Annotated in this window: 21 protein-coding genes; 7 read left to right on the forward strand and 14 right to left on the reverse strand. The window is 68.6% G+C overall.

All coding sequences use genetic code 11. The annotated features are described in order from the left end of the window. Positions 1-5 precede the first annotated feature (5 nt). Both hflX and ACT3UN_RS01175 read left to right on the forward strand, forming a co-directional pair. Entirely contained in the window at positions 6-1,460 is a 1,455-nt protein-coding gene (gene hflX, locus ACT3UN_RS01170) for a GTPase HflX (protein ID WP_444655823.1), read from the forward strand. Positions 1,461-1,479: 19 nt separating this feature from the next. Further along, the gene (locus ACT3UN_RS01175) at positions 1,480-2,823 is read left to right on the forward strand and encodes a uracil-xanthine permease family protein (protein WP_301443578.1); all 1,344 of its coding nucleotides are present in this window, start codon (positions 1,480-1,482) and stop codon (positions 2,821-2,823) included. Between the two features lie 94 nt (positions 2,824-2,917). On the opposite strand, the gene ACT3UN_RS01180 is transcribed toward ACT3UN_RS01175, so the two are convergent. After that, a complete protein-coding gene (locus ACT3UN_RS01180) occupies positions 2,918-3,187 on the reverse strand; it encodes an HPr family phosphocarrier protein (protein ID WP_441579562.1) in 270 nt (89 codons plus the stop codon). A gap of 134 nt (positions 3,188-3,321) precedes the next feature. Next, complete coding sequence (locus ACT3UN_RS01185; RefSeq protein WP_441579561.1) at positions 3,322-4,110, reverse strand: DeoR/GlpR family DNA-binding transcription regulator; 789 nt, start codon at positions 4,108-4,110, stop codon at positions 3,322-3,324. Between the two features lie 240 nt (positions 4,111-4,350). Here ACT3UN_RS01185 and ptsP point away from each other — a divergent pair, with 240 nt between their 5' ends. Then, the gene (ptsP, locus tag ACT3UN_RS01190) at positions 4,351-6,069 is read left to right on the forward strand and encodes a phosphoenolpyruvate--protein phosphotransferase (protein ID WP_301442363.1); all 1,719 of its coding nucleotides are present in this window, start codon (positions 4,351-4,353) and stop codon (positions 6,067-6,069) included. 88 nt (positions 6,070-6,157) lie between these two features. On the opposite strand, the gene lexA is transcribed toward ptsP, so the two are convergent. Next, positions 6,158-6,907: a transcriptional repressor LexA gene (gene lexA / locus ACT3UN_RS01195; RefSeq protein WP_301442364.1), complete on the reverse strand. Its 750-nt coding sequence runs from the start codon at positions 6,905-6,907 to the stop codon at positions 6,158-6,160. 512 nt (positions 6,908-7,419) lie between these two features. Here lexA and ACT3UN_RS01200 point away from each other — a divergent pair. Together ACT3UN_RS01200 and nrdR are read left to right on the forward strand one after the other, a co-directional pair. Then, complete coding sequence (locus ACT3UN_RS01200) at positions 7,420-7,701, forward strand: hypothetical protein (protein WP_301442365.1); 282 nt, start codon at positions 7,420-7,422, stop codon at positions 7,699-7,701. Between the two features lie 93 nt (positions 7,702-7,794). Beyond that, positions 7,795-8,256: a transcriptional regulator NrdR gene (gene nrdR, locus ACT3UN_RS01205; protein WP_301442366.1), complete on the forward strand. Its 462-nt coding sequence runs from the start codon at positions 7,795-7,797 to the stop codon at positions 8,254-8,256. Positions 8,257-8,269: 13 nt separating this feature from the next. On the opposite strand, the gene hrpA is transcribed toward nrdR, so the two are convergent. From hrpA to ACT3UN_RS01220, 3 genes are all read right to left on the reverse strand, one after another. Continuing rightward, the gene (hrpA, locus tag ACT3UN_RS01210; protein ID WP_301442367.1) at positions 8,270-12,385 is read right to left on the reverse strand and encodes an ATP-dependent RNA helicase HrpA; all 4,116 of its coding nucleotides are present in this window, start codon (positions 12,383-12,385) and stop codon (positions 8,270-8,272) included. A 98-nt stretch (positions 12,386-12,483) separates the two neighbouring features. Further along, positions 12,484-13,008: a carboxymuconolactone decarboxylase family protein gene (locus tag ACT3UN_RS01215; RefSeq protein ID WP_301442368.1), complete on the reverse strand. Its 525-nt coding sequence runs from the start codon at positions 13,006-13,008 to the stop codon at positions 12,484-12,486. Position 13,009: 1 nt separating this feature from the next. After that, positions 13,010-13,606 (reverse strand): peroxiredoxin, encoded by a 597-nt coding sequence (locus ACT3UN_RS01220; protein ID WP_301442369.1) that lies wholly within the window; start codon positions 13,604-13,606, stop codon positions 13,010-13,012. A gap of 183 nt (positions 13,607-13,789) precedes the next feature. Between ACT3UN_RS01220 and ACT3UN_RS01225 the strand changes: the two genes are divergently transcribed. Next, entirely contained in the window at positions 13,790-14,764 is a 975-nt protein-coding gene (locus ACT3UN_RS01225) for a hydrogen peroxide-inducible genes activator (RefSeq protein WP_301442370.1), read from the forward strand. Here ACT3UN_RS01225 and ACT3UN_RS01230 read toward each other — a convergent pair. Together ACT3UN_RS01230 and ACT3UN_RS01235 are read right to left on the reverse strand one after the other, a co-directional pair. Next, positions 14,761-17,316, reverse strand: coding sequence for a DEAD/DEAH box helicase (locus ACT3UN_RS01230; RefSeq protein WP_444655825.1), 2,556 nt, complete (start codon positions 17,314-17,316; stop codon positions 14,761-14,763). The two genes, ACT3UN_RS01225 and ACT3UN_RS01230, sit on opposite strands and share 4 nt — an antisense overlap. Before the next feature lie 8 nt (positions 17,317-17,324). Next, on the reverse strand, positions 17,325-18,371 hold the full coding sequence (locus tag ACT3UN_RS01235) for a PAC2 family protein (RefSeq protein WP_444655826.1): 1,047 nt from the start codon (positions 18,369-18,371) through the stop codon (positions 17,325-17,327). Positions 18,372-18,533: 162 nt separating this feature from the next. On the opposite strand from ACT3UN_RS01235, the gene ACT3UN_RS01240 reads away from it, so the two are divergent. Further along, positions 18,534-19,859 carry a DUF4192 domain-containing protein gene (locus tag ACT3UN_RS01240; protein ID WP_444655828.1) on the forward strand — a complete coding sequence of 442 codons (1,326 nt, stop codon included), beginning with the start codon at positions 18,534-18,536 and terminating at the stop codon, positions 19,857-19,859. Here the strand turns inward: ACT3UN_RS01240 and galE are convergent. The 6 genes from galE to ACT3UN_RS01270 all read right to left on the reverse strand — a co-directional run bounded on the left by galE (position 19,816) and on the right by ACT3UN_RS01270 (position 25,550). Continuing rightward, positions 19,816-20,814 carry a UDP-glucose 4-epimerase GalE gene (gene galE, locus ACT3UN_RS01245; protein ID WP_301442374.1) on the reverse strand — a complete coding sequence of 333 codons (999 nt, stop codon included), beginning with the start codon at positions 20,812-20,814 and terminating at the stop codon, positions 19,816-19,818. The genes ACT3UN_RS01240 and galE overlap by 44 nt on opposite strands. A 6-nt stretch (positions 20,815-20,820) precedes the next feature. After that, the gene (locus ACT3UN_RS01250; RefSeq protein ID WP_301442375.1) at positions 20,821-21,510 is read right to left on the reverse strand and encodes a metal-dependent transcriptional regulator; all 690 of its coding nucleotides are present in this window, start codon (positions 21,508-21,510) and stop codon (positions 20,821-20,823) included. A 144-nt stretch (positions 21,511-21,654) separates the two neighbouring features. After that, positions 21,655-22,821 carry a sigma-70 family RNA polymerase sigma factor gene (locus ACT3UN_RS01255; protein ID WP_441579510.1) on the reverse strand — a complete coding sequence of 389 codons (1,167 nt, stop codon included), beginning with the start codon at positions 22,819-22,821 and terminating at the stop codon, positions 21,655-21,657. Between the two features lie 203 nt (positions 22,822-23,024). Further along, positions 23,025-23,528, reverse strand: a complete 504-nt coding sequence (locus tag ACT3UN_RS01260) for a D-aminoacyl-tRNA deacylase (RefSeq protein WP_301443505.1) — start codon at positions 23,526-23,528, stop codon at positions 23,025-23,027. Next, positions 23,525-25,111 (reverse strand): DUF7782 domain-containing protein, encoded by a 1,587-nt coding sequence (locus ACT3UN_RS01265; RefSeq protein WP_444655830.1) that lies wholly within the window; start codon positions 25,109-25,111, stop codon positions 23,525-23,527. Before ACT3UN_RS01265 ends, ACT3UN_RS01260 begins: the two co-directional genes overlap by 4 nt. Continuing rightward, positions 25,101-25,550 (reverse strand): DUF3099 domain-containing protein, encoded by a 450-nt coding sequence (locus ACT3UN_RS01270; protein ID WP_444655832.1) that lies wholly within the window; start codon positions 25,548-25,550, stop codon positions 25,101-25,103. The genes ACT3UN_RS01265 and ACT3UN_RS01270 overlap by 11 nt, the downstream gene beginning before the upstream one ends. Positions 25,551-25,585: the final 35 nt, after the last annotated feature.

The raw sequence follows: 25,585 nt of genomic DNA on the forward strand, positions 1-25,585 counted from the left end.
GGGCAATGACAAGCAACCAACAGAATCCTGAGACGCCGGAACCGGCTGAGACGTCCGTCGGCGAGCTCGATCTCGAGCAACGCTCCAGCCTGCGGCGCCTGACCCGCGGCACCAACGTCCACTCCACCGAGCAGGACGACGGCTACGACGTCGAGTACCGCAAGCTGCGCCTGGAGCGCGTGGTGCTCGTCGGGGTGTGGACCGAGGGCAACACCGCCCAGATCGAGGCCCGTCTCGCCGAGCTCGCCGCCCTGGCGGAGACCGCGGGCTCGGAAATCACCGACATGCTCTACCAGCGCCGCGACAAGCCGGACGCCGGCACCTACGTCGGCTCCGGCAAGGTCGAGGAGCTGCGCCAGATCGTGGTGGAGACCAACGCCGACACCGTCGTCGCCGACGGCGAGCTCAGCCCCGGGCAGATGATCGCCCTGGAGAAGGCGCTCGACGTCAAGGTCATCGACCGGACGATGCTCATCCTCGACATCTTCGCCCAGCACGCCAAGTCCAAGGAGGGCAAGGCCCAGGTCGCCCTGGCGCAGCTGGAGTACCTGATCACCCGCGTCCGTGGCTGGGGTGGCGCACTGTCGCGCCAGGCCGGTGGCCGGGCGGGCTCCAACGGCGGTGTGGGTCTGCGTGGCCCCGGTGAGACGAAGATCGAGGCGGACCGTCGTCGTCTGCGCAGCGAGATGGCGCGCCTGCGCCGCGAGATCCAGGGCATGAAGAAGTCCCGCGACGTGCAGCGTGGCCGCCGCGACGCCTCGGCGATGGCCCAGGTCGCTATCGCCGGGTACACCAACGCCGGCAAGTCCTCGCTGCTCAACGCGCTGACCGGAGCGGGGGTGCTCGTGGAGGACGCCCTGTTCGCCACCCTGGACCCCACGACCCGGCGGGCCGAGCTGGCCGACGGGCGTGCGGTGATGTTCTCCGACACCGTCGGGTTCATCCGCTTCCTGCCCACCCAGCTCGTCGAGGCGTTCCGCTCGACCCTGGAGGAGGTCATGGCCGCCGACGTCGTGCTGCACGTCGTCGACGGCTCCGACCCCTTCCCGATGGAGCAGATCGCCGCGGTGAACAAGGTCATCGGCGAGATCGCCGAGGACACCGGCGAGTCCGCGCCCCCGGAGATCCTGGTGATCAACAAGGTCGACCAGGCCGACCCGCTGGTGCTCGCAGAGCTGCGCAGCCGGTTGGACGACGTGCTCTTCGTCTCCGCGCACACCGGGAAGGGGATCGCCGCCCTGGAGAGCCGGCTGGAACTGTTCCTGAATTCCCGGGACGAGCACGTGGTCCTGCAGGTCCCCTTCGACCGGGGGGAGGTCGTCTCCCGCCTGCACGAGTACGGCACGGTGCTCAACCAGGAGTACACCGAGCTCGGCACCCGCGTGGAGGTCCGCCTTCCCGGGGTGATCGCCGCGGAACTGGCGGACCTGCGTATCGCGGACGACAGGGCGACAGAATAAGCTCGTCCGAATGGACGAGATGCAGGAGAAGAAGTCAGCGCCCGGCGGGGAACCTGAACGGGGGAAGCTGTTCGGGTGGACGCTCCACGGGGACGGCCGCACGATCCGCCCCGGGGCGGTCGTCGCCCCCGAGGAGCGGCTGACGTGGCCACGGACCGTGGGCATCGGTATGCAGCACGTGATCGCCATGTTCGGCGCCACGCTGCTGGTGCCCGCACTCACCGGCTTCCCGGTGAACACCACCCTGCTGTTCTCCGGTATCGGCACGATCCTGTTCCTGCTGATCACCCGCAACCGGGTGCCGTCCTACCTGGGCAGCTCCTTCGCCTTCATCGCCCCGCTGACCGCCACCCAGGCGGAGGGCTTCGCCGCCCAGCTCGGCGGGGTGATGGTCGCCGGAATCGTGCTGATCCTGGTCGGTGTCCTGGTCAAGGCCGCCGGACGGCGCGTGCTGGACGCGGTCATGCCCCCAGCGGTCACCGGTGCGATCGTCGCGCTGATCGGCCTGAACCTGGCCCCGGCGGCGACGGCGAACTTCCAGGAGCAGCCCCTTGTCGCCGCGGTGACCCTGTTCGCCGTCCTGGTGATCACCGTCGCCGGACGCGGTATGGTCGGCCGGCTGGCGATCCTCATCGGTGTCGTCGTCGGCTGGGTGTTCGCCGTGGTCACCGGCAACATCTCCGACGACGCCGGCGAGGTCATCTCCGACGCCGCGTGGTTCGGTCTGCCGGACTTCCACACCCCCGAGTTCCACGTCAGTGCGGTCCTGCTGACCCTGCCCGTCGTGGTGGTGCTCATCGCCGAGAACGTCGGACACGTCAAGGCCGTGGCAGGGATGACCAAGCGCAACCTGGACGACCAGGCCGGGCCCGCACTGATCGGTGACGGTCTGGCGACCACCCTGGCCGGCGGCTTCGGCGGGTCCGGCACCACGACCTACGCCGAGAACATCGGGGTGATGGCAGCGACGAAGGTGTACTCCACCGCCGCCTACTGGGTGGCCGCGGTCACCGCGATGGTGCTGGCCTTCGTCCCGAAGTTCGGTGCCGTGATCAACACCATCCCCTCCGGCGTGCTCGGCGGGGCCACGATGGTGCTCTACGGCATGATCGGCCTGCTGGGTATCCGCATCTGGCAGGACAACAACGTCAACCTGACCAACCCGGTGAACCTGTCCGCCGCGGCCGTGGCCCTGATCGCCGGCATCGGCAACCTCACCCTGCAGATCGGCTCGCTCGAGCTCGAGGGCATCGCCTGGGGCTCGGTGGGCATCATCGTGGGCTACCCGCTGCTGCGGTGGCTGTTCGAGAACGTCGGGGAGGGACGCGAACCCGCCGTGCGGGACTACCTCTCCCACAACTAGAGGCCGCGCCAGACAGAACCGGCCCCGACACCTGCCGTGCAGGTGTCGGGGCCGGACTCGACTGCGGTGACGGGTGCCCCCGTCGACGCTGTTCCTACTCTTCGTCGAGGTTCTTGGTGATCAGCGCGGCGATCGCCTCCACGGCCTCGGCGTTGTCGGACGAGACGGTCACCTCGTCACCGTGCTCGGCACCCAGGGCCATGATCATCAGCGAGGAGGATGCGTCCGACGGTTCCTCGTCGTCCTCCCCGGGCAGGGAGAGCAGGATCTCGTCGTCGTAGTTGGCAGCCGCCTCCGCGATGATGGTGGCGGGACGTGCGTGCAGGCCCACGGTGGAGCCGACGGTGACGGTAGTGGAGGCCATGGTTGTGAATGTCCTTATCAGGTCGTCGATCATGATGGTCGGGCGCTGACCGCCGGCAGTGCCCGGCGTGTGGTGCCCTCCCTGACAGCGTAGCCGAACTGTGCCGGATCGCGCCGTCACGACCGTCCCGCCTCTTATGCCGTGACGACGTTGACGTCCTCGGAGGAGAAGGCCTCTAGATACTGGCGCGGCGCGGCGTCGTCGGTCACCAGCACGTCGATCTCCGGCACGTTGGCGAAACTGACGAGGTAGTCGCGGCCGAACTTCGTGGAGTCGCACATCGCGACGACCCGGTCGGAGTTGGCGATCATCGCGCGCTTCACGGCGGCCTCCTCGGCGTCCGCGGTCGACAGGCCGTGGTCCATGGACAGGGCGTTGGTGCCGATGAAGGCGAGGTCGGCGTGGTGGACACCGATGGTGCGCAACGCGATGTCACCGACCACAGCCTGGGTGATGGGGCGGATGTGACCACCGATGAGCTGGACGTCCGACAGGCCCGCCGCCGACAGGCGGACGGCGAGGGGGAGGAAGTTGGTGAGCACCGTCAACCCCCGGTAGGGGTTGTCGTCGGGGCGTCCTGCCTCGGCGATGGCGTGCGCCAGCATCGCGGTGGTGGTGCCGGCGTCGAGGAACACCGTGCCGGTGCGCGGCAGGAGGTCGGCCGCGGCGCGTCCGATCCTGATCTTGGCCTCGGTCGAGGTGGTGCTGCGCAGCTCGATGGGGGTCTCACGGGTCTGGAAGGTGTTGGTGGGAACGGCGCCGCCGTGGACGCGGTGCAGTGCACCGTCGTTGTCGAGTACCGTGAGGTCACGGCGGATGGTTTCAGGGGTGACCGCGAACCGCTCTGCGAGCTCCACGACGGTGACACGCCCGTTGACCGCGGTCAGTGACGCGATCTGGCGGCGACGTTCCTCAGAGTTCATGATGTGCATTGTATGGGGTGGCGCAGGGATGAACGCCGATTCGGGGGTGGGTATGGCCCGGCGGGTGACCCCGGGGGGTGGGTGAAAGAGGGTATCGTGGTCGGCGAACCTGTCCATCACGTTCGTACCTCGACCCCGCGGGGTCGGACCCTCGGTAAAAGACCTCGGTAGATGACCTTGGTAGTTGCATCGACGTCCACCAGGTCGTGCGATCTGAAAATTTGTGGGAGACCAGACACTATGGCAGACACGAATCCCCCGGCAGCCCCCTCGGACGGCGAGCCCGTCGTCCTGAAGGGCAAGTCCGTAGTTCCCGGAACCGTCTTCGCACCGGTCACGTGGGTCACCGACCGTCCGGAGCTGCCCGGCCCGGACAAGACGGTCGGGGACGCCGACCGTGAGGCGGAGTACCAGGCCTTCGTCGACGCGGTGGACACCGTCTCGGAGCGCCTGACCTCCCGCGCGCAGACCGTGGAGGGCAATGCCCGCCAGGTGCTCGAGGCGACGGTGGCGATCGCCAAGGACCGTGCCTGGGCGAAGAAGGTCAAGAAGTCCGTCAACGGAGGTCAGACGAACCTGTACGCGGTCCGTCAGGCCACCGACGACTTCGTGGAGATGTTCCTGAAGGCCGGCGGTGTGATGGCCGAGCGTGTGACCGACCTGATGGACGTGCGCGACCGTGTCATCGCCGAGCTGCGGGGGGAGCCCGAACCCGGCATTCCGGACGTCGACACCCCCCACATCCTGTTCGCCGACGACCTCGCCCCGGCCGACACCGCCACGCTGGACCCTGAGCTGATCATCGCCGTGGTCACCGAGAAGGGTGGTGCGACGAGCCACACCGCGATCATCGCCCGCCAGCTCGACCTGCCGTGCATCGTCGCGGTGGGGAGTAACCTGCGCGGCGTGAGTGCCGGCACCGAGGTACTGGTGGACGGTGCGGCGGGGACCGTGGAGACCGGCGTGGACCCGGCGGAGGTGGAGAAACGGGTCACCGCCGCCGCCGAGCTGGCCTCGAAGGTCCGTGGCTGGCACGGCCCGGCACAGACCGCCGACGGCCACCGGGTGCAGCTGCTGGCCAACGTTCAGGACGGCGCGGCCGCCCGCCAGGCCGCGGAGTCCGTGGCCGAGGGGATCGGGTTGTTCCGTACCGAGCTCGGCTTCCTCAGCGAGACCACCGAGCCGTCCGTGGAGGAGCAGGCGCGGCGCTACGCCGAGGTCCTCTCCGCGTTCCCGGAGGGCAAGGTCGTGATCCGGACGCTCGACGCCGGCTCGGACAAGCCGGTGCCCTACGTGATGGCGGAGACCGAGGAGAACCCCGCCCTCGGCGTGCGCGGTCTGCGGATCGCGCGGACGAACCAGAAGCTCCTCGAGCGTCAGCTCGACGGCATCGCGTTGGCGCTGAAGCTGTCCGGCCGTGAGGACTCCGCGGCCCAGACCTGGGTGATGGCGCCGATGGTCGCCACCGTCTACGAGGCGAAGTGGTTCGCCGAGCTGTGCCACGAGCGTGGCCTCGTGGCAGGCGCGATGATCGAGGTTCCGGCGGCTGCGCTGATGGCGGACAAGATGATGCCCTACCTGGACTTCGTGTCCATCGGCACCAACGACCTGACCCAGTACACGATGGCGGCGGACCGCATGTCGGCGTCGCTGGCACACCTGACCGACCCGTGGCAGCCCGCGGTGCTGCGCCTGGTCCACACCACCTGCCGCGCTGGTGCGGTGACCAAGACGGCCGTGGGGGTCTGTGGTGAGGCTGCCGCGGACCCGGTGCTGGGCTGCGTGCTCGCCGGTCTCGGTGTGACCTCGCTGTCCGCGGCACCGCCCGCACTCGCCGCGGTGGGTGCACAGCTGGGCGAGGTGGACTTCGCGGTGTGCCGCGAGATGGCCGCCGCCGCGCTGGACGCCGACGGTGCCGAGGAGGCCAAGGCCGCCGCCGCAGCCGTGCTGGGGCTCTAGCGCACCCTGTACCCACGCGAAACCCCCGGAGGCCTCTGACGGAGACTGTCCGGGGGTTTCGCCTATCTACGTGGGGTTTGCGGGGTGCCTAGATCTTTCGCAGCACCGCGACCACACGACCGAGGATGTCGGCGTTGTCACCCGGGATGGGTTCGAACAGGTCGTTGTGGGGGAGCAGCCAGACGCCGGCGTCGTCCTTCTGGAACTCCTTGACCGTCGCCTCCCCGTCGATCATCGCGGCGACGAAGTCACCGAGTTCGGCGACCTTCTGGGAGCGCACGGCGACCCAGTCGCCGTTGAAGATGCCCGCGTCGCGCATGGACTCACCGACAACCTGGAGCAGGAACAGCTCCCCGCCGCCGACGAGTTCCTGGGGGAGAGGGAAGTGGGCCTCGACGTGCTCCTCGGCCAGGATGGGCGAACCGGCGGCGATCTGGCCGACGACGGGGACGAAGGACGGTTCCGGCATCCCCGCAGGACCGCCGGCGTTGGCGGGCTTCGGCCCCGGACGGTTGTCGACCTCGTCCTCGAAGTCCCTGATGTCGACCGCGCGCGGCTTGTTGTCCTCGCGGCGCAGGTACCCCTTACGCTCGAGCTCGCGCAGGTGGTAGGACACCGACGAGGTCGAGTTCAACCCGACCGCGTCGCAGATCTCGCGGATGCTCGGCGGGTATCCGCGGAACCGGGTCGCGTCCTTGATCACGTCCATGATGCGCCGTTGACGGTCGGAAAGCTTCTCCCTCCCCTTTGCGTCGAGCGCGGCACCTGCCTCGGTGACCTTCGCCCGCTTTCGCTTGCCTGCCGTGGTTCCCACGGAGGACTTCTGCTTCTCTGACATCTGACCCACTCCTGGACTCGTTGTACCGGTCGTGTCCCCGACCTTACATGACCGAACGGACATCGTTGGTCAGGGTGTTCGAAAAATTCGGGAAGGCTGTGGACATCATCGAACACCCGTGCTACCTTCGGGTGCAGATACAGAACTTCGAACACACGGACGAAGAATGTGCCGTCGGAATCAGTCGATGTCCGTCCGCGGTGCTGTCATGGTCCTTGTCTGAAGCCGGGAATCCGGTCTGCTTCCACGGAAAGAGGGTTGTCATGAGCACGATGTCGGTTGAAAGTCGTCGGTCCGGTCTCCGCCGTCCCGTCTATCGGCGTCCGGAGTGGTCCGGGTCGGAGATGGATGGTTTCTCGAACACCTGGGGGGAAGGATCGGTCCGGACCCCCTCGGTCGTGCAACGGCAGCGGTACCTCCGTCAGGGCAGAATTGCTGAACGTCCGTTCGAGCCGACCTCCCGGTACGCAAGAATGCGGCGTCGTGCGTCGATGGTCGTGGGTTCCCCGGGCATGACCGTGTTGTCGCTGGCCACACTGGTGGCTTTCCTCGCCGTCTCGCCGGCGGTCACCGGCCCGCAGGAGGACACCGTGACCCCGACTGGGACGACCACCGTCACGGTGAGCGAGGGCCAGAGTCTGGCGGAGATCGCCGAGCAGCACGTGCACGGGGCCAGCGTCGGCGATGCGGTGGCGAGGATCGCCTCGCTCAACGACGTCAGCGAGCTGGGTGGCGACGGCGACCACGGGGACTCCCGGGTGAGCAACCGGGACGTGGTCATCCCGGTCTACTGACCGGCCCCGTCGGCCGACGGTGGTTCCGCCCGGGGGCGGGGGTAGCATGTGGGAACACCTACCGTCCTGACGACCTCCGCAAGGGAGAACACCGTGCTCTGTCCAGCCTGCCGTTCCGAGGACTCCCGGGTCGTGGACTCCCGCACGGTGGAATCAGGCTCCGCTATCCGCCGCCGCCGCGAATGCCTCTCCTGCAAGACCCGGTTCACCACCCTGGAACGTTCCGTGCTGCTGGTCACCAAACGAAGTGGCGTCACCGAGGAGTTCCGCCGCGACAAGGTGATCAGGGGAGTCGGTCGCGCCTGCCAGGGCCTCGAGGTCTCCGGGGACGACCTGAAGATCCTGGCCCACGACGTCGAGCAGTCACTGCGTGCCTCCCACGGCTCGCAGGTCGCCGCCGACGACATCGGCCTGGCGATCCTGGAGCCCCTTCGCAACCTCAACGAGGTCGCCTACCTCCGGTTCGCCTCGGTCTACAAGTCCTTCCGGTCGACCGAGGATTTCGAGAAGGAGATCCGGGCGCTCCAGGAGCGGCGAAGCGACGCGACCGGGTAGCCCTCCCCCGGGGCTACCTGATCTTCGCCAGTGCCTTACGCACCCGGGCGACACTCGCCGGACGCGACGTACCCAGGTTCTGGGCGTACAGCGACACCCGGAACTCCTCGACCAGCCAGAGGACATCCTTGAACTGCGACGAGGCCGCCCGAATCGCCGGCAGGCGGCGCCGGGCCTCCTCGACCGCCTCGAGGCACTCCCTGACCTGGTCGTCGAGGTCCTCCTCCCGGTCCGGGTCAGACTCCATCATCTCCAGGCGCGACTGCATCGCTGCAACGTACCGGGGTACGTGACGAAGATGTTCCACGCCGTTCTTGGCCACCTGGTGGGGTCCGAGGAAGAACTCCAGCTGCGCCTTCATGTCCTCGATGGCAGCCCCGTCCCACGCCGAGAGCTCCTGCGACATGTCCGCCACGGCAAGGACCGCCGGGGTGATCGCCACGAAGATCTGGCGGACCAGTCCCGGGCCGCGGTCCCTCGCGGCGCTGACCGCCTCGGCGCACCGTTCCGGATCGCGGATCACCGGACCGTACTGTTCGAGCAGGTTTCGACAGGCCAGTACCCGGCAGTCGTCCACCAGAGCGTCCGCGCCGCCGTGCGGATAGGTATCCACCGCCACACGCTGGCGCAACTGCAGTCCCTTGACCATCTGCTTCGTGGAGACCTGGCAGGCCGCCACCATCATCTCCAGGACCGTGGAGAACTGCTGGCCCGCCGCCGCCTGCGGGGTGGGGAAGGCCTTCAGCACGACGCCGTCCTTGCCCGCCGAGACCAGCGCGGGGTAGGCCGACGTGGTCTGGCCGTCCACCACGGTCTCGACGGACTCGGGGATGACCCCGATGCCGTCGCTGCTCCAGCTCGCGGAACGGGCGAGCACACCACCGGTACCCCCTGCACCGTTTCCGCCGCGTCGTCCCCGGCCCTTCTTCTTCGTCGGGCCATGGGAGGCGGAGTCCTGCGGGGTGGGGGCGGCGCCCCCGGACGCGCCGTTCGACCCGCGGGAGGAGCGTGCCGTGGCGGAGGCGATGGACTGGGTGATCTCGCCGGCCAGGTCGTCCTGCAGTTCACCGAGGTCCTTCGAGGTCGCGATGACCTTGCCCCGACGGTCCACCGCGGCATAGGTCATCCGCAGGTGGCCCGGGACCCGGTCCCAGTCGAAGTCGGAGGGGCTGATCCCCGTGCCGCCGAGCGAGCGCAACGCATCAGCCAACGCCTGGTCGACGGGGCCGTCATAGGGGGTCATGCGCTCCAGCGCGGCCCGGGCGAACTGCCCGGCCGGCACGACCGAGGTGCGTAACGGCTTGGGGAGCGTGCGGATCAGTGCGATGCACAGTTCCTCGCGCATGCCTGACACCAGCCACCGGGTGTCGGTGTCGGTGACACCGGCGAGCAACGGTAACGGGATGCGCATCGTGATGCCGTCGGCTGGATCGCCGGGACTGAAGACGTACGTGAGGTCGAACTGCATCGCCCCCTGGCGCCACGTGTCCGGGAACTCCCGGGCCTCTGCCGCGGCACCGTCGGAGCCGATGAGCGCCTCCGGGGTCATGTCGAGCAGGTGTGGGTCGTTTTGCCGGGCCTTCTTCCACCAGGAGTCGAAGTGGGCGGCCGACACCACCGAGGACGGGAGGCGGGCATCGTAGAAGCTGTAGAGGGTGTCGTCGTCGACGACGATGTCCCGGCGTCGTGCCTTGTCCTCGAGCTGCCCGACCTCGTCCAGCAGCTCACTGTTGTGGCGGAAGAAGCGGTGGTTGCTGCGCCAGTCTCCCTCCACGAGCGCGTGGCGGATGAACATGTCGCGCGCTGCCTCCGGATCGGTCTTCGACAGGTTGACCCGGCGGTCGGCGATGACCGGCAGGCCGAGCATCGACGCCTTCTCGATGGCCAGAGCCGCACCCTGCTTGCTGGACCAGAACGGCTCCGCGTAGGAGTAGCGCATCAGGTGTGGGGCGACCTCCTCGAGCCACTCGGGGACGACCGGGGCGACCGTGCGGGCGAACACCTGGGAGGTCTCCACCAGTTCAGCGGCCATGACCCACTGCGGCGGTTTCTTCGACAGATGCGAGGACGGGTGGATCACGAATGTGGTGTTGCGGGTGCCGGTGAACTGGCGGGAGTTGCCCTGGCGCATACCGACGTTGGTCAGCAGACCCGTCAGCAGCGACTTGTGGACCTCGGTCTCGTCGACGGACGTCGCCTCGCGCTTCCCGAGACCACTCGTGGCCGTCTCGGCGTCCTGGTCGCCGAGGTCGAAGGTCAGCTCACGGAAGTGGCGCACGTTGGGGATCTTCCACCGCAGCTCCTGGATGACCGTGAGCAGCTGACGGACCAGATCCATCCACTCCAGGACGCGGACGTAGTGGATGAACTCGTCGCGGCAGAGCCGGCGGAACTTGTTGCCGGAGAGCTCCCGGCGCTGGGCCTGGAGGTAGTTCCAGAGCTTCAGCACCGAGATGAAGTCGGAGTTCGCGGCGAACCGGGCGTGGAGCTGGTCGGCGCGGGCCTGGTGCTCGGCAGGACGTTCGCGGACGTCCTGGATGCTCAGTGCCGCCACGATGACGGCGACCTGTTCCAGAACGCCGTTGGCGTGGGCGGCCGACAACATGCGCGCCAGACGGGGATCGGTGGGGATGCGCGCCATGTCGCGCCCGATGTCGGTGAGAGTCGGGCCGCCGTCCTTGCCCTTCTCCTTCTCTTTGTCCTTCTCCTTGGGCTCGTTGGCCAGTGCGCCGAGTTCGCGCAACAGCTGGACGCCGTCGCGCACCGACTTGGAGTCCGGAGGCTGGAGGAAGGGGAACTCCCGGATGTCGCCGAGGTCCAGGGCGGTCATCGACAGGATCACGCTGGCGAGGTGGGTACGCAGGATCTCCGGGTCGGTGAACTCGGGCCGTGCCTCGAAGTTCTCCTCGGAGTACAGGCGCACGGCGATGCCGTCGGAGGTACGTCCGCAACGGCCCGATCGCTGTTTCGCCGACGCCTGGCTGATCTCCTCGACGGGCAGGCGCTGCACCTTCGTGCGGTGCGAGTAACGCGAGATCCGGGCGTAGCCGGTGTCGATCACGTACTTGATCCCCGGCACCGTCAGCGACGTCTCGGCGATGTTCGTGGCGAGGACGATCCGACGCCGTGACCCGGTACTGAAGACCCGGTGCTGTTCTGCAGAGGAGAGACGTCCGTACAGGGGCAGGACGTCGACCCCGCGCCACTGCTGGTCCGACAGCGCGTCCGCGGCGTCGCGGATCTCCCGCTCCCCGGAGAAGAAGCAGAGGATGTCGCCGGGCCCCTCGGCGATGAGTTCGCGGGCGGCGTCGAGAAGACCGTCCAACGGGTCCGTCTCGATCTCACGCACCCCACCGCCGGACTCGGTGCGGTCCTCGGTACGGGTGAGCGGGCGGTAGCGCACTTCGACGGGGAAGGTGCGTCCGGACACCTCGATGACCGGGGCAGGGTTGCCGTCGGCGTCGGCGAAGTGGCGGGCGAAGGACTCCGGGTCGATCGTCGCCGAGGTGATGATGACCTTGAGGTCGGGTCGCTTCGGGAGGATCTCGCGCAGGTAACCGAGCAGGAAGTCGATGTTGAGGCTGCGCTCGTGCGCCTCGTCCACGATGATCGTGTCGTAGGCGCGCAGCATCCGGTCGCGTTGGATCTCGGCGAGCAGGATACCGTCGGTCATCAACTTCACCGCGGTGGAGTCGTTGACGTGGTCGTCGAACCGGATCTTGTAGCCCACACGGCTACCGGGTTCGCCGACCTTCTCACCCAACTCGTCGGCGATACGGTCGGCGACACTGCGCGCGGCGATACGTCGCGGCTGGGTGTGACCGATTCGACGGGTCTCGCCCCGGCCGAGCTCCAGGCACATCTTCGGCAGCTGGGTCGTCTTGCCGGAACCGGTCTCACCGGCGACGATCACGACCTGGTTGTCGCGCACGGCCTCCATGATCTCGTCGCGGCGCGTGGAGACGGGCAGGGACTCCGGGAAGTTGAGGTTCTGCGTCAGGTTCGCCCGTGGGGTCTGGCGCGGGGGACGGCCGGAACCTCGTCCCGACCCTCGTCCCCGTCCCTTACCGCGTCCGCGCTTCCTGCCCGAACGTGGGGTGCCACTTGCGTTCTTGTCCTCGGAAACCACCCGGTGATCCTACCACTGACATGACTGCGGCCCCGCCCCCTGTCACCAGGGGGCGGGGCCGCGGCAGAGCGGAGGATCCGCAGGCGGACTGATGCGTCCTAGCGTGCGTCCTCGATCTCGATCGCCTGGGCGACGCCCTGGACGACGGCGGCGACCTTGACCGCCTCGAAGACCTGCTCCTTGGTCAGTCCCTCGTCGCGCACGGTCTTCTCGTGAGCGATGGTGCAGTGGTCACATCCGTTGATGGTGGACACGGCGAGGGAGAAGAGCTCGAAGTCGACCTTCTCGATGCCCGGCTTGCTGATGACGTTCATCCGCAGGCCCATCCGGACCTGGGCGTAGTCGTCACCGAGCCAGCCACGGGCGCGGTAGGCGACGTTGTTCATCGCCATGATCGAGGCGGCGGCCAGCGCGGCGTCGTACGCCTCGTCGGAGAGGTGCGCCTTGGCCTCGTCGGAGATCTCGGAGAGAACCTGGTCGTTGCGCGACGCGGCGGCCGCGGCAACGAAGGTGCCCCAGAGCTGCTGCTCGGTGAGCTCGGTCGAGCGGGCGAGGGAGCTGAGGTTGAGCTTCAGGTCCTTGGCGTAGTCGGGGAGACCCGACTTCAGGTTGTCGATCGACATATTAGTTCAGCGCCTCCTGGACGACGTCCATCTTGTTGATGTTCTTGGTCGGGTCGTTGGCCTGCCAGTTGCAGGCGCAGACCTCCTCGGACTGCAGGGCGTCGAGCACACGCAGGACCTCGTCGACGTTGCGGCCGACGGCGTCCGGGGTGACGGAGACGAACTGGATCACGTTGTCCGGGTCGACGATGTAGGTCGCGCGGTCGGCCACGCCGCCGGCGTTCTCCACGCCCAGGGCGCGGATCAGGTCGTGGCGGACGTCAGCGAACATCGGGAAGGGGACACCCTTGAGCTCCGGGTGGGTCGCGCGCCAGTTGAAGTGCGCGAACTCGTTGTCCGTGGAGCCACCGAGGATCTGGGTGTCGCGGTCCTGGAACTCCTCATCGAGCTTGCCGAATGCAGCGATCTCGGTGGGGCAGACGAAGGTGAAGTCCTTCGGGTAGAAGAAGACGACCTTCCACTTGCCCTGGTACTTGCCGAGGTTCACGTCCTCGAAGTAGTCGTCCGGCTGCTGGGCGTTGGCCTCGTGCAGGTCCCCGCCCTTGAGGGCGGTGAGGTTGAACTCGGGGAACTGGTCGCCGACGGTGAGAATGGACACGGTGAATGCCTCCTGGTTTCGTGAAAATATGACGCTCGTGCTTCGTCTTGAGCAACAACGATTATGCCATGAAATCAGAACTGATGCAAAGGTATAACTGATTTATTGGGAGAGCTTGATAGGGAGGCCTTATGGTCGCTCGTAGATAGGGTCCTGCAAGGATCGTGATGTAGAGTCATAGGCATGGTCAATAAGGATTACCGGCCGACGATCGCTCAACTCAGGACCTTCGCCACCGTTGCCGAGCACGGACACTTCGGCGTCGCCGCCCAACAGTTGGGGATCTCCCAGCCGTCGCTGTCGCAGGGGCTCGCGGCACTCGAGAGCGGCCTGGGTGTCCAGCTCATCGAGCGCTCGACCCGGCGGGTCATCGTCACGGAGATCGGACGCGAGCTGCTGCCGTTCGCCCAAGCCACGCTGGACAGCATGGACAGCTTCACCGGCCACGCGCGCGGGGCCCAGGGCGGGCTGTCGGGCTCGATGTCGCTGGGCATGATCCCCACGATCGCCCCGTTCGTCCTGCCGGCGTTCCTCCGGTCCTTGCCGACGACGGCACCGGATCTGGAACCGAAGATCGTCGAGGACAAGACGACCAACCTGATCGACTCGCTGAAGAACGGGGGACTGGACGCCGTCGTCGTGGCGTCGCCGGTCTCCGGTGCGGGAGTCGAACAGATCGAGCTGTACCGCGAGGAGTTCGTGGTTGTCCTGCCCGAGGGACACCCGCTCGCCGGGCGGCGCGACCTCTCGCTCGACGACCTCCAGGACCTGGACTTCCTGCTGCTGGACGACGGCCACTGCCTGCGCGACCAGGTCCTGGACCTGTGCCGCTCGGTGTCGTTGACGGTCGACCCGGCGCACTCGGTGACCAGGGCGGCAAGCCTGTCCACGGTGGTGCAGTGCGTGATCGGTGGCCTGGGATCGACCCTGGTTCCGTTGAGCGCGGTGTCCGCAGAGTGCGACCGGCCCGGATTAACCTTGGCCACCTTCGAGGGAGGCGCGGCCACCGCCGGACGCACGGTGACGTTGAGCCACCGCACCAGCTCCAACCGTGCCGATGCCTTCCACGCCATCGGGGCGGTCGTTGCGTCGGCCTACGAGTCGGCGCTGGCCCGCAACCGTGAGGTGCTGGAGTCGAACCTGGGACCCAGAAGCTAGCCGCGGACCACGCGCAACTCGCTGAGCCGCACGTCACCGGCCTCGTCGGAGGCGTCGAGGTCCACCACACCCTCGAAGGCCCACCCGTGGTCGCCCTCCGGATCGTCCAGGATCTGCCGCACCGTCCAGTGCCGTCCCTCTTCCTTGACCAGGATGAGTTCGGGTGAGCGGGCGGCGGCGTCGACGCCGATGTCGGAGTACTCGTCGAAGTACGCGTCCAGCTCCGCCGGCCAGTCGGGGGCGGCGGTGAGGTAGTCGTCCATCTCCGCCAGCTGGCCCTCCTTCTCGAAGGCGAAGAGCTCCACGTGGCGGAAGAAGTGGTTGCGCACCATGCGCCGCAGCGCGCGGGGGTTGGAGCTGAGCAGGGAGGGGTCGTCGACGCCGAAGGCGTGCTCGGCGACCTGTTCCTCGGTCGCCGGGGCGTCCGGGTCGGCCATCGCCGACCACTCGTCGACCAGGGAGGAGTCCACCTGGCGGATGAGCTCGCCCAACCACACCACGATGTCCTCGAGCTCCTCGCTGCGGTGCTCCGGGGGTACGGTGTGCGACAGCGTGTGCCAGGCGTCCGTGAGGTACCGCAGCACGACTCCCTCCGACCGCGCCAGGTTGTAGGTCGCCACGAGGTCGGAGAAGGTCATCGCCTTCTCGATCATCTCGCGGACCACCGACTTCGGGGAGAGGTCGAACTCGGACGCCCACGGGTTGGACTCGCAGAAGATGTCGTAGGCCTGCTCGAGTTCCTCCTCCAGCGGCTTCGGCCAGGTGATGTCCTCGACGAGGGCCATGCGTTCGGTGTAGTCGACGCCCTCGGCCTTCAGCGCCGCGATCTCCTGGCCGCGGGCTTCGCGCTGCTGGGCGGACAGGATCTGGTTCGGGTTGTCCAGGATCGCCTCGACCGTGCTGATCACGTCGAGGGTGTAGCTGTCCGACTCCGGGTCCAGCAGGTCGAACGCCGCCAGGGCGAAAGGGGACAGCGGCTGGTTCAGCGCGAAGTCACGCTGCAACTCGCGGGTGAGCCTGGCGTCCTTGCCGGACGGGGTGTCGGCGTCGTACTCCTCGACGATGTCGGTGCGCAGCAGGCCCCGGTAGAGGTCGATGGTGGTCAGGATGTCGCGGTTCTGCTTCGCTCGCGTGTCGTGGTTGTCGCGCAGCAGGCCCTTCAGCGCGTCATACGTCCACTGGTCGCGGGCGATCACGTTGATCAGCATGGAGTGCGACATCTGGAACTGGCTGACGAGTTCTTCCGGCTCGGCGGTGGTCAGACGCTCGAACGTCGACTTCGACCACGTGGCCCGACCCTCGGGGGCGGACTTCTTGCGGAGCTTCTTCAGCTTCTTCGGGTCCGAGCCGGCGCGCTCGCGGAGGCGGAAGTTCTCGATCTCGTGTTCCGGGGCCTCGACGATGACCGTGCCCTCGGTGTCGTAGCCGGCGCGTCCGGCTCGTCCGGCGATCTGGTGGAACTCCCGGGACTTCAGGATGCGGTGCTTGATCCCGTCGTACTTCGCCAGCCCGGTCATCAGGACCGTGCGGATCGGCACGTTGATGCCCACACCCAGTGTGTCGGTCCCGGAGATCACGGTGAGCAGCCCCTGCTGGGCGAGTTTCTCGACGAGCCGTCGGTACTTCGGCAGCATGCCGGCGTGGTGGATGCCGATGCCCTTGCGCAGCAGACCGGACAGCGTCTTGCCGAAGGCGGAGGTGAACCGGAAGCCGCCGATCGCCTCGGCGATCGCGGCCTTGCGCTCCTTGTCGACGAAGTTCATGCTCGTCAGCGCCTGGGCGCGTTCCACGGCCTCACGCTGTGAGAAGTGCACGATGTAGACGGGCGCCCGGCCCTTGTCGACGAGCTCCTCGAGGGTCTCGTGGACGGGTGTGTAGACGAAGTCGAAGTCCAGCGGCACCGGGCGCACGGTGCCGGTCACCGGGGTGGTGGGCCGTCCGGTACGGCGGGTGAGGTCCTTCTCCAGCCAGGCGGTGTCGCCCAGGGTGGCGCTCATCAGCAGGAACTGTGCCTTGGGCAGGCTCAGCAGCGGGACCTGCCAGGCCCAGCCGCGGTCCGGTTCGGAGTAGTAGTGGAACTCGTCCATCACCACCTGGTCGATCTCGGCCGCAGCACCGTCACGCAGGGCGATGTTCGCCACGACCTCGGCGGTGGCGCAGATGACCGGTGCCTTGCCGTTGACGGTGGCGTCACCGGTCATCATGCCGACGTTGGCGGGGCCGAAGATCTCGCACAGGGAGAAGAACTTCTCACTGACCAGGGCCTTGATCGGCGCGGTGTAGAAGGTGCGCTTCCCGTGGGCCAGGGCGATGAAGTGTGCCGCGGTCGCCACGAGGGACTTGCCCGAGCCGGTCGGTGTCGCCAGGATGACGTTGTCGCCGGAGGCCAGCGCCATCGCCGCCTCCTCCTGGGCGGGGTAGGGGCTCAACCCCCGGTCGCGAGCCCAGGCGAGGAAGGACTCGAGGACGGCGTCGTCGACGAGACTCTCCGGAACCTCGGCGAGATCGGGGAGGAGTCCGGAGAGCGTGGGGTCGGATACGGGGGTCGTCACCTGGGTAGTTACCTGTCGGAGTCGGAGTCGGGGTCGTCGGAGTCGTCGGGGTCTTCGCCGTCGCCGGTGTCGTCGCCGTCGAAATCGTCGGTGGTGCCGGCGAGGAAGCGCTCGACCTCGGCGCTGATCTCTTCGCCGGACGGCACCTCCTGACCGGGTGCCAGCAGGGCGTTCTGACCTGCGTCGCCGTCGTCACCGGCGTTGTCGAGGCCACGGCGGCGGTCGTCGCGTTGACGCAGGCGCGACTGCTCCTCGTCGTACTGGCGCTCCAGGGCCCCGACCACGGACGCGATCTCCGTGGAGTCGTCGACCTGGTCGGCGAGCTGCTGGCGGACCGTGTCCATGTCGGCTTCCAGGGCACGCAGCGGGAGGTTGAGGTCGCTGACGGACTCCAGCGCGTGCAGCAGACCGTACGCCGCCTCCGGGTAGTCGGAGGCCGCGATGTAGTGGGGCACGTGCGCGGTGAGCCCCACGGTGGTCAGTCCCTTGCGCGACAGCAGCAGCTCCACGTCGAGCATCGCCGCCCCGGGGACCATCATCCGCGAGTCCCAGGTGTGCAGCCCTTCGGTCAGCGAGGGGTCGGAGGAGTGCGCCGAGACGATCAGCGGCCGGGTGTGCGGCACCGTCATCGGCGCGGCGTACATCGACACCACCCGGTCCACACCGGAACGTGCGGCGAGTTCTGCCACCGCCCGGCTGAAGGCCTCCCAGCGGAGGTCCGGCTCGGGGCCGGAGAGGAGCATGAACGGCCGACCGTCGGAGTCCTCCATGCGGTGCAGGGTCAGTGCCAGGCTCTCGCGGCCCACGACGCGCCCGTTGTCGAGGGTGACGCCGGGACGCCGGGAGCGGTAGTCGATGAGTTCGTCGACGTTGAAGGTTGCCACGGTGGCGTGGTCGAGTGCCTGCAGCAGGTGCTGGCTGGCCTGTTGCACGCCCCGACCGGCATCGGCGTAGCCCTGGAGCGCGACGACCATCGAGAGTCCGTCCTCACCGTCGACGGAGTGGGCCGAGGGGCCCGGGTACTCGAGTTCGTACATACGGTTGCTGTCGGACATGTGCGCGTACTCCCTTCACTGACGTGCGACGCAGTGGATCTACTCTACCAGTCGCGCCTGTCGACCCGGCGGATATCCACAGGGTCCGGTTTATCCACACGCTCCTGGTCGGACCAGTCGCACGGAGGGGTCGTGACCGGCCCTCCGGTGGAGGATGTCTCCATGACTTCCACACACCACAACACCCCGAGAACCCGCGACATTCCCGCACGCCCGGGCGCCACGGACGGCCCCGTCGTGATCGACGGCGGTCCCGGCGGACTCATCGGCGCCGTCCCCGCCCTGCTGGGCTTCACGCCTACCGAAAGCATCGTGCTCGTCGGTCTGAGCAGTCACGGTGAGCAGCTCGAGTCCCTCGGCCCGGTCGTGCGCACCGACCTCGTCGAGGGGGCGGCCCGGACCGGCGCCGAGGCGCTGGCGCGCTCGCTCTACGACATTCCCGGGGCCTCCGCCATGGTCGTGGTGACCACTCGACGGTCGTGGCCACTGCGCAGCGCCGTGGTGGATGTGCTGGCCGGTGCCGCGCTGACCCTCGGCGACGCCGCGGTGAAGATCAACGCCATGTTCGTCACCGACGGCATCACCGCCGGCGCCCGGTGGCGTCAGGTCGAACCGTCCGGCGCCGCCTGCGGGTGGACGGTGGTCCATGAGGGCACCGTGGACGATCCCGCCGAGGGCCCCGTCGTGGCGTCGGGGTGCTCCACGGTGCGAGACCCCCAGCGCACCTCGGAGTCGATGGACCGGGAGCTCGATCCCGAGGACGACGAGGACCTCGCGGCACTCCTGCCGGCGAGCTGGACGACGGGAGCGGCCGCGAAGTCGGACGGGGGACCCTGGAACTCCGCGGACGTGTGCGAGACGGTCGCGCAGATCGCCGTGACGGTGGACCGGTGGATGCCGGTGGGCCGCCAGCGGGTCACCCTCACCCGCCGGGAGGTGCGCCGGATGCTGGCGGAGCGCCCTGGAACGGCTGAGCGGTTGTTCGAGTTCTGCACCAGTGCGTCGTTGTTCCCGACGCTGGTCGCCCTCGGCGCCGCAGGGCAGTCGGGGGTGGTGCTCGGAATCCTGTTGGAGGCCGCGACCCTGGGTCGGGGTTCGCTCCGGGGCCGGGCGTTGCTGCTCATCGCCTTCCTGGGGTGGTGCGGCAACCACGGCGCCCTGGGGCACCGGGCGGCGCGGCGCTGCACGGAGGAGATGTGGAGCGACGGTGGGGCGTCTCCGGCGCCGGAGCCGACGACCGACGCGGGCGCGCTGCGCAACGACCTGCTGACCCTCTCACTGGCAGGGGTGCTGTGGGAGGGCGTGGCAGACGGGACCGCCGCCAGACTCGTGGGCGGCGTGGTCGGTCAGGGAATGGAACACATCGACGCGCAGATCGCCCGCTCCGGTGGGAAGGACACCGACCGGGCGGGCACGCTGGCGTCGCTGGTGGACCGCAGGGCGGTCAGCGCCGTGCGAAGTGCGCTCGATCGCCGAGCTGGGAGGTGAAGTCCCAGGCGTCCCGGACGATCGTGCCCAGGTCGCTGCGCGTCGGGGTCCACCCCAACGCGTCCACCGCGCGGGCGGACGAGGCGATCAGGGTCGCGGGATCACCGGCACGACGAGGTGCGGTCACCGCGGGGATCGGGTGGCCGGTGACCTCGCGGCAGGTGTCGATGACCTGCTGCACGCTGTAGCCGTCGCCGGAACCCAGGTTGAAGATGCGGTGCTCACCGGAGGTGTTCGACCGGGCGGCCAACAGGTGGGCGTCCGCGAGGTCCCTGATGTGGATGTAGTCGCGGACACAGGTGCCGTCCGGGGTGGGCCAGTCGTCGCCGAAGATCATGATCTGCTCCCGGGCCTCCAGGGCGACCTGCAGGACCAGGGGGATCAGGTGGGTCTCCACGGCACGGTTCTCACCGGTGGAGCCGTACGCGCCGGCGACGTTGAAGTAGCGCAGGCTCGTCGCGCCCAGCCCGTAGGCGTCGGCGTAGGAGGTGATGATCTGGTCGATCGACAGCTTCGACGCCCCGTAGGGGTTCGTCGGTGCGGTGGGCATGTCCTCGGTGATCGGCACCGAGGCGGGTTCGCCGTAGCAGGCGGCGGTGGAGGAGAAGACCAGGTTGTCGACACCGTTGTCCCGCATCAGGTCCAGCAGCTTCAACGAGGTGACCACGTTGCCGTGCCAGTAGATATCGGGGGCCTGCACGGACTCGCCCACCAGGGACTTCGCCGCGAAGTGGAAGACCGCCGCGCAGTCGTCGGCCAGGACCTCCGGGGCGCGGTCCAGGACGTCGCCCTCCAGGAAGGTCGCCCCGGCGGGGACGGCCTCACGGTTGCCGGTTGACAGATCGTCGATGACGGTCACCCGGTAGCCCTGCTCGACCAGCACGGTGGCGCAGACGCTTCCGACGTAGCCGGCGCCGCCGGTGACGAGCACGTGCCCGCCGTCAATGAGTCCCATCAGCGACTAGTTCCCTTCGAGGACGATACGGATGGCGTGCCCGAGCTCCTCGGGGACGACCACGCTGGCACCTTCCGGGTTCTCCAGGGTGAGACCGTCCGGGGTGTCCTGGATGGTGACCGAGGTCCCCGGGCGGATGTCGTACTGGCCCAGCTTGCCGATCACCTTGTGCTCGACCTGGACGATCTCGTTGAAGCTGACGATCGTCGCCTTGCGCGGCGAGCTCAGGTCGATGTCCGAGGCGCGATGGGAGTCGGCGGGGTCGGCGATGGACGCCTCGCCCAGCTTCTCCAGGCCGGGGACCGGGTTGCCGAACGGGGAGGTGCTGTGGTCGTCGAGGACGGCCAGCAGCCGCTTCTCGACCTCGTCACCCATCACGTGCTCCCAGCGGCAGGCCTCGTCGTGGACGGACTCCCAGGGCAGTCCGATGACGTCGACCAGCAGTCGCTCGGCGAGACGGTGCTTGCGCATCACGGCGGTCGCGTGGTCGCGGCCTTCCTCGGTGAGCTTCAGGGAGCGGTCGTCCGCGATCCACAGGAGGTTGTCGCGCTCCATGCGGGCCACGGTCTGGCTCACGGTCGGGCCGGACTGCTCAAGACGCTCGGCGATGCGTGCGCGGAGCGGGGGAATGCCCTCCTCCTCCAGTTCGTAGATCGTCCGGAGGTACATCTCGGTGGTATCGACGAGGTCCTTCACTCGACCATGGCCTTTCTCTGACTAACACGACCGTGCAGTACGACGGGCGCGTTCAGGGGTTTGTTCACACAGTGGTGCCCTATAACGTACACGGTTCACCGGGCAGGTGGGAGCGCGGTCCGGCGGGTGTACGGCCCGCCGCTTCTAGACCGCGTACTCGCGCAGTCGGGCGGCCCGGTCGCCCTCGCGCAGCTTGGTCATGACCTCGCGCTCGATCTGGCGGACGCGCTCGCGGGACAGCCCGAAGCTGCGGCCGATCTGGTCCAGGGTGCGCGGCATCCCGTCGTCCAGGCCGTAGCGCAGTTTGATGACGTCCTGCTCGCGCTCCTCGAGGGTGTCGAGCACAGCGCGCACGTCGGAGTGGCGCAGCGAGGCGACCACGGCGGCCTCGGCGTCGGTGGCCTCGGAGTCCTCGATGAAGTCGCCCAGCGGCGCCTCCTCGTCCGAGCCGACGGGCATGTCCAGGCTCACCGGGTCACGGGACTGCTTGAGCAGCATCTCGATCTTCGACTCGTCGATGCCGGACTCGTCGGCCAGCTCCTCGTTCGTGGCCTCACGGCCCAGGTGCTGGTACATCTCGCGCTTGATCCGGGAGAGCTTGTTGACCTGCTCGACTAGGTGCACGGGCAGTCGGATGGTCCGCGACTGGTCGGCCATGCCGCGGGTGATCGCCTGGCGGATCCACCAGGTCGCGTAGGTGGAGAACTTGAAGCCCTTGGCGTAGTCGAACTTCTCCATCGCGCGGATCAGCCCCAGGTTGCCCTCCTGGATCAGGTCCAGCAGCGGCATGCCGCGACCGGTGTAGCGCTTGGCCAGCGACACCACCAGACGCAGGTTGGCCTCCAGCAGGTGCGTGCGGGCGGCGCGACCCTCACGGGCCAGGACCTTCATGTCGCGCTTGGCGGCACGGGTCAGCTTGTCACCGTTCTCCAGGAGGTGCTCCGCGTAGAGGCCGACCTCGATCCGCTTGGACAGCTCAACCTCGTCGTCCGCGGTGAGCAGTGCGGTCTTGCCGATGCCGTTGAGGTAGACGCGGACCAGGTCGGCCGAGGGGTTCTCGTTGTTGCCCCGTCGACGGCCCTTGTCCTCCGTGACCTCGGTGGTGTCCTCGGCCGTATCCTCGGTGGACGTCTCGTCGGTCGCTTCGGTGCTCGCCTCGCCGGAGGTCTCCCCGGGCGTGGTATCTGCGTGTGACGTGGTGGTGTCCCCGATCTCGTCGATCTCCGCCGGGGCGTCCCCGGTGTCACGGGTGGTCTCCAGGATGTCGTTCTCCTCCGGTGTGCCGGAGTTCTTCGTCGTGCGGGTGCCCATCTGGTTGACCTCCTGGGTTAGGTGTCGGAAGCTCTGCACAGTCCAACGGGCGATCGCGTCGAAATGTTCCGGGGCTACGTGTCCTTGGTCACGGGCAGATTACGATCGCGGTGTGATCGCAGGAAACCGCAGGTGAGTACGCGGGTAAAAGTACTTCCGGGACCCCTCATCCGGGGGTGGTGGGGCGGGGAGGTCGCCCGTCCTCAGGACGCTTCGACGATCACGGTGTACGGCCCGTCGTTCGTCGACGCCACGTCCATCATCGCGCCGAACCGGCCGGTCTCCACCCGCAGTCCGCGCCGGCGCAGCTCCTCGACGATCAGGTTGATCGCGGTCTCCGCGTCCGGCCCGGGCGCGGCCGCCGACCAGGACGGCCTGCGGCCCTTGGCGGTGCTCCCCATCAGCGTGAACTGGCTGACCACCAGGACCTCGGCGCCGTTGTCCTGCGCGCCGGCATCGCGCCGCACGGTACCGGACGCACCGGCGTCTTCTGCGTCTTCTGTTTGTCCGGCGGGGACGAGCAGCCGCAGCTCGGCGATCTTGCGCGCCACGGTGCGCCAGGCGTCCGGGCCGTCCTCGCGTCCGGCGCCGACGAGCGCGAGCAACGCGCCGCGCCCGGCGCCGTCGCGGTTGCCGTCGACCGCGCCGACGACCTCGCCGTCCACGGTGACGCTGGCGTCCTTCACCGTGCTGACGACCGCCTTCACCGCTGCACCTCGACCAACTCGGCGGGCAGCACCACGCCGTGTCGCACCAGGTCCACGACGAGCGGGGTCAGGGCCCCGGTGAACGCCTCCTCGTCGAGGTCGTTGACGGCGCAGTACAGTTCGGCGGTGTCGCGCAGGGTCAGCCCGTCCGGCGTGAGCCCGGCCAGCACGGCCGACAGCGGGGCGTCGATGTCATGGCTGAAACCGGGACCGTCGGTGCGGGTGACACGGACGACCTCGGGGACGAAACCCGGTTCGGTGAACCCGTCGTCGGCCTGGGCACCGCTGCGGGAGAGCTCCACGGATTCCCGGGCCAGGCCCGGACGCACCTGGTAGCGGGCGTCCAGGAGGTCGTCGCCGTCCTGTTCGGCCAGCCACCCCGCGCGCAGGAAGTACTCGGCGACCTCGTCGCCGAAGAAACCGAGGTCGGGGGAGTCCAGCGCCTCGAAGGTGACCTCGGAGGGCCCGTCGATACGCTGCAGGTGCACGTAGCCCATCCCGATCCGGGCGATGTCGTGCTCCTTGAGGTAGGACAACCAGTCGGCCACCCGCCTGCGCCCCTGCGGCGAGCGCAGGTCGAGGGAGGCGTCGGCGGTCCAGGTGCGCACGTAGACGGAGGGGGAGACCTCGTCGCGCTGGACGACCCAGGCGCGGACGCCCTCGGCGGGGATCCAGCCGGCGACGCGGCTGGCCGCGGACTCCGACAGGGAGGTGGCCCACGCGCCGAGCAGGTGCGCGGTGCCACCGGGGGAGAGGTGGGCCGCGGCCCCCTGCACCACGGTGCGGGTGGCGTCGTCCAGCCCGAGGCCGGAGTCACGGTAGATCTGGCCGTCCTGCGCCGGCCCGACGACGAACGGTGGGTTGGAGACGATCCGGTCGAATTCCTCGCCCTCGACCGGCTCGAACCAGCTGCCGCAACGCCAGTCGACCTCCCTGCCGGTGCTCGAGCGCAGCGACGCCCGGGCGAAACCGAGCGCACGGTCGTGGACGTCGGTGGCCACGGTGTGCCGCGCGTCCAGCATCAGCGCCAGCACACCGGAACCGGTGCCCAGGTCGAGCAGCCTGTCCACCGGCCCGGACGGGACCTGGTTGAACAGGGTCAACGGAGCCTGCCCGACGCCGGGGACGTGGTCGTCGCCGGGGGTGAACTCCTCCAGCGAGGCGTCCGGATCGGACACCACGAGCACCTCGGCGCCGTGGGCACCGTGGACGTCGTGGGTGACGGGCCGCACGTCGACGTGCGCGCGCACAGTGGGCTGTGTGTCCTGAGCGTCTTGCGCCAACAGGGCCCCGGCGTCGATGAGGGCGTCGACGAGCGCGGCGCCCAGGACGTCCGCCAGCGCGGTGCGCGGCACCGGCTCGCGCAGGAAGAACGCGCGCGTGAGCAGGACGCCGCGGGCGTCGCAGACCTCACGCTGGTCGCGCTCGTTGAGGTGCCATACCGCGCCGCCGGGGTTGCCGGCCAGTGCCTCCGCGTAGCCTTCGCGTCCCAGGGCGGACAACAGCAGGGGCGTGCCGTAGTCCAGGGTGGTCAGGGCCAGGACGAGATCCCGGAGGGCCGGGGAGTGTGCGTCAACGGTCATGATCCTCTGTCTGTTCCTTATCTACTGTGTCTTCAGGTTCGGCTTCGATCACCGTGTACCCCGTCGCCGCCGGGCCCTCGAGTTCCTCACGGGCCGGGCCGTCCAGCTGTGGTCCGGCGGCCGCGGCACGGTACTGCCGGGCCAGCGCCGGCTTGTACACCTTCGGCTCGCCCTTCTCCCGGTCGTCGCTCTTCTCGTTGGCCAGCAGCACCGCCACCCACGGCAGCGGGAGCGAGATCACCGCGAACACCGCGGCGAGGGCGGGACTGTGCAACCACGCGTAGGCGCCGACCGCCGCACCCAGCAACGGGATACGCGACAGTTGCAGGCCCGCGTAGAGCCGACGGCGGTGACGCCAGTCGTCCAACGGGGACCGCCGGGCGTCGGTGATCACCGAGACGTCGTCCCCACGACGGCGACGGGCAGAGTGGTTGGACATGGGGACAACCGTAGTCCTGTCGTCGCGAACCACAA

It is taken from the genome of Corynebacterium sp. AOP12-C2-36 (assembly GCF_052379185.1).
In the GTDB taxonomy this organism is placed as follows: Bacteria; Actinomycetota; Actinomycetes; order Mycobacteriales; family Mycobacteriaceae; genus Corynebacterium.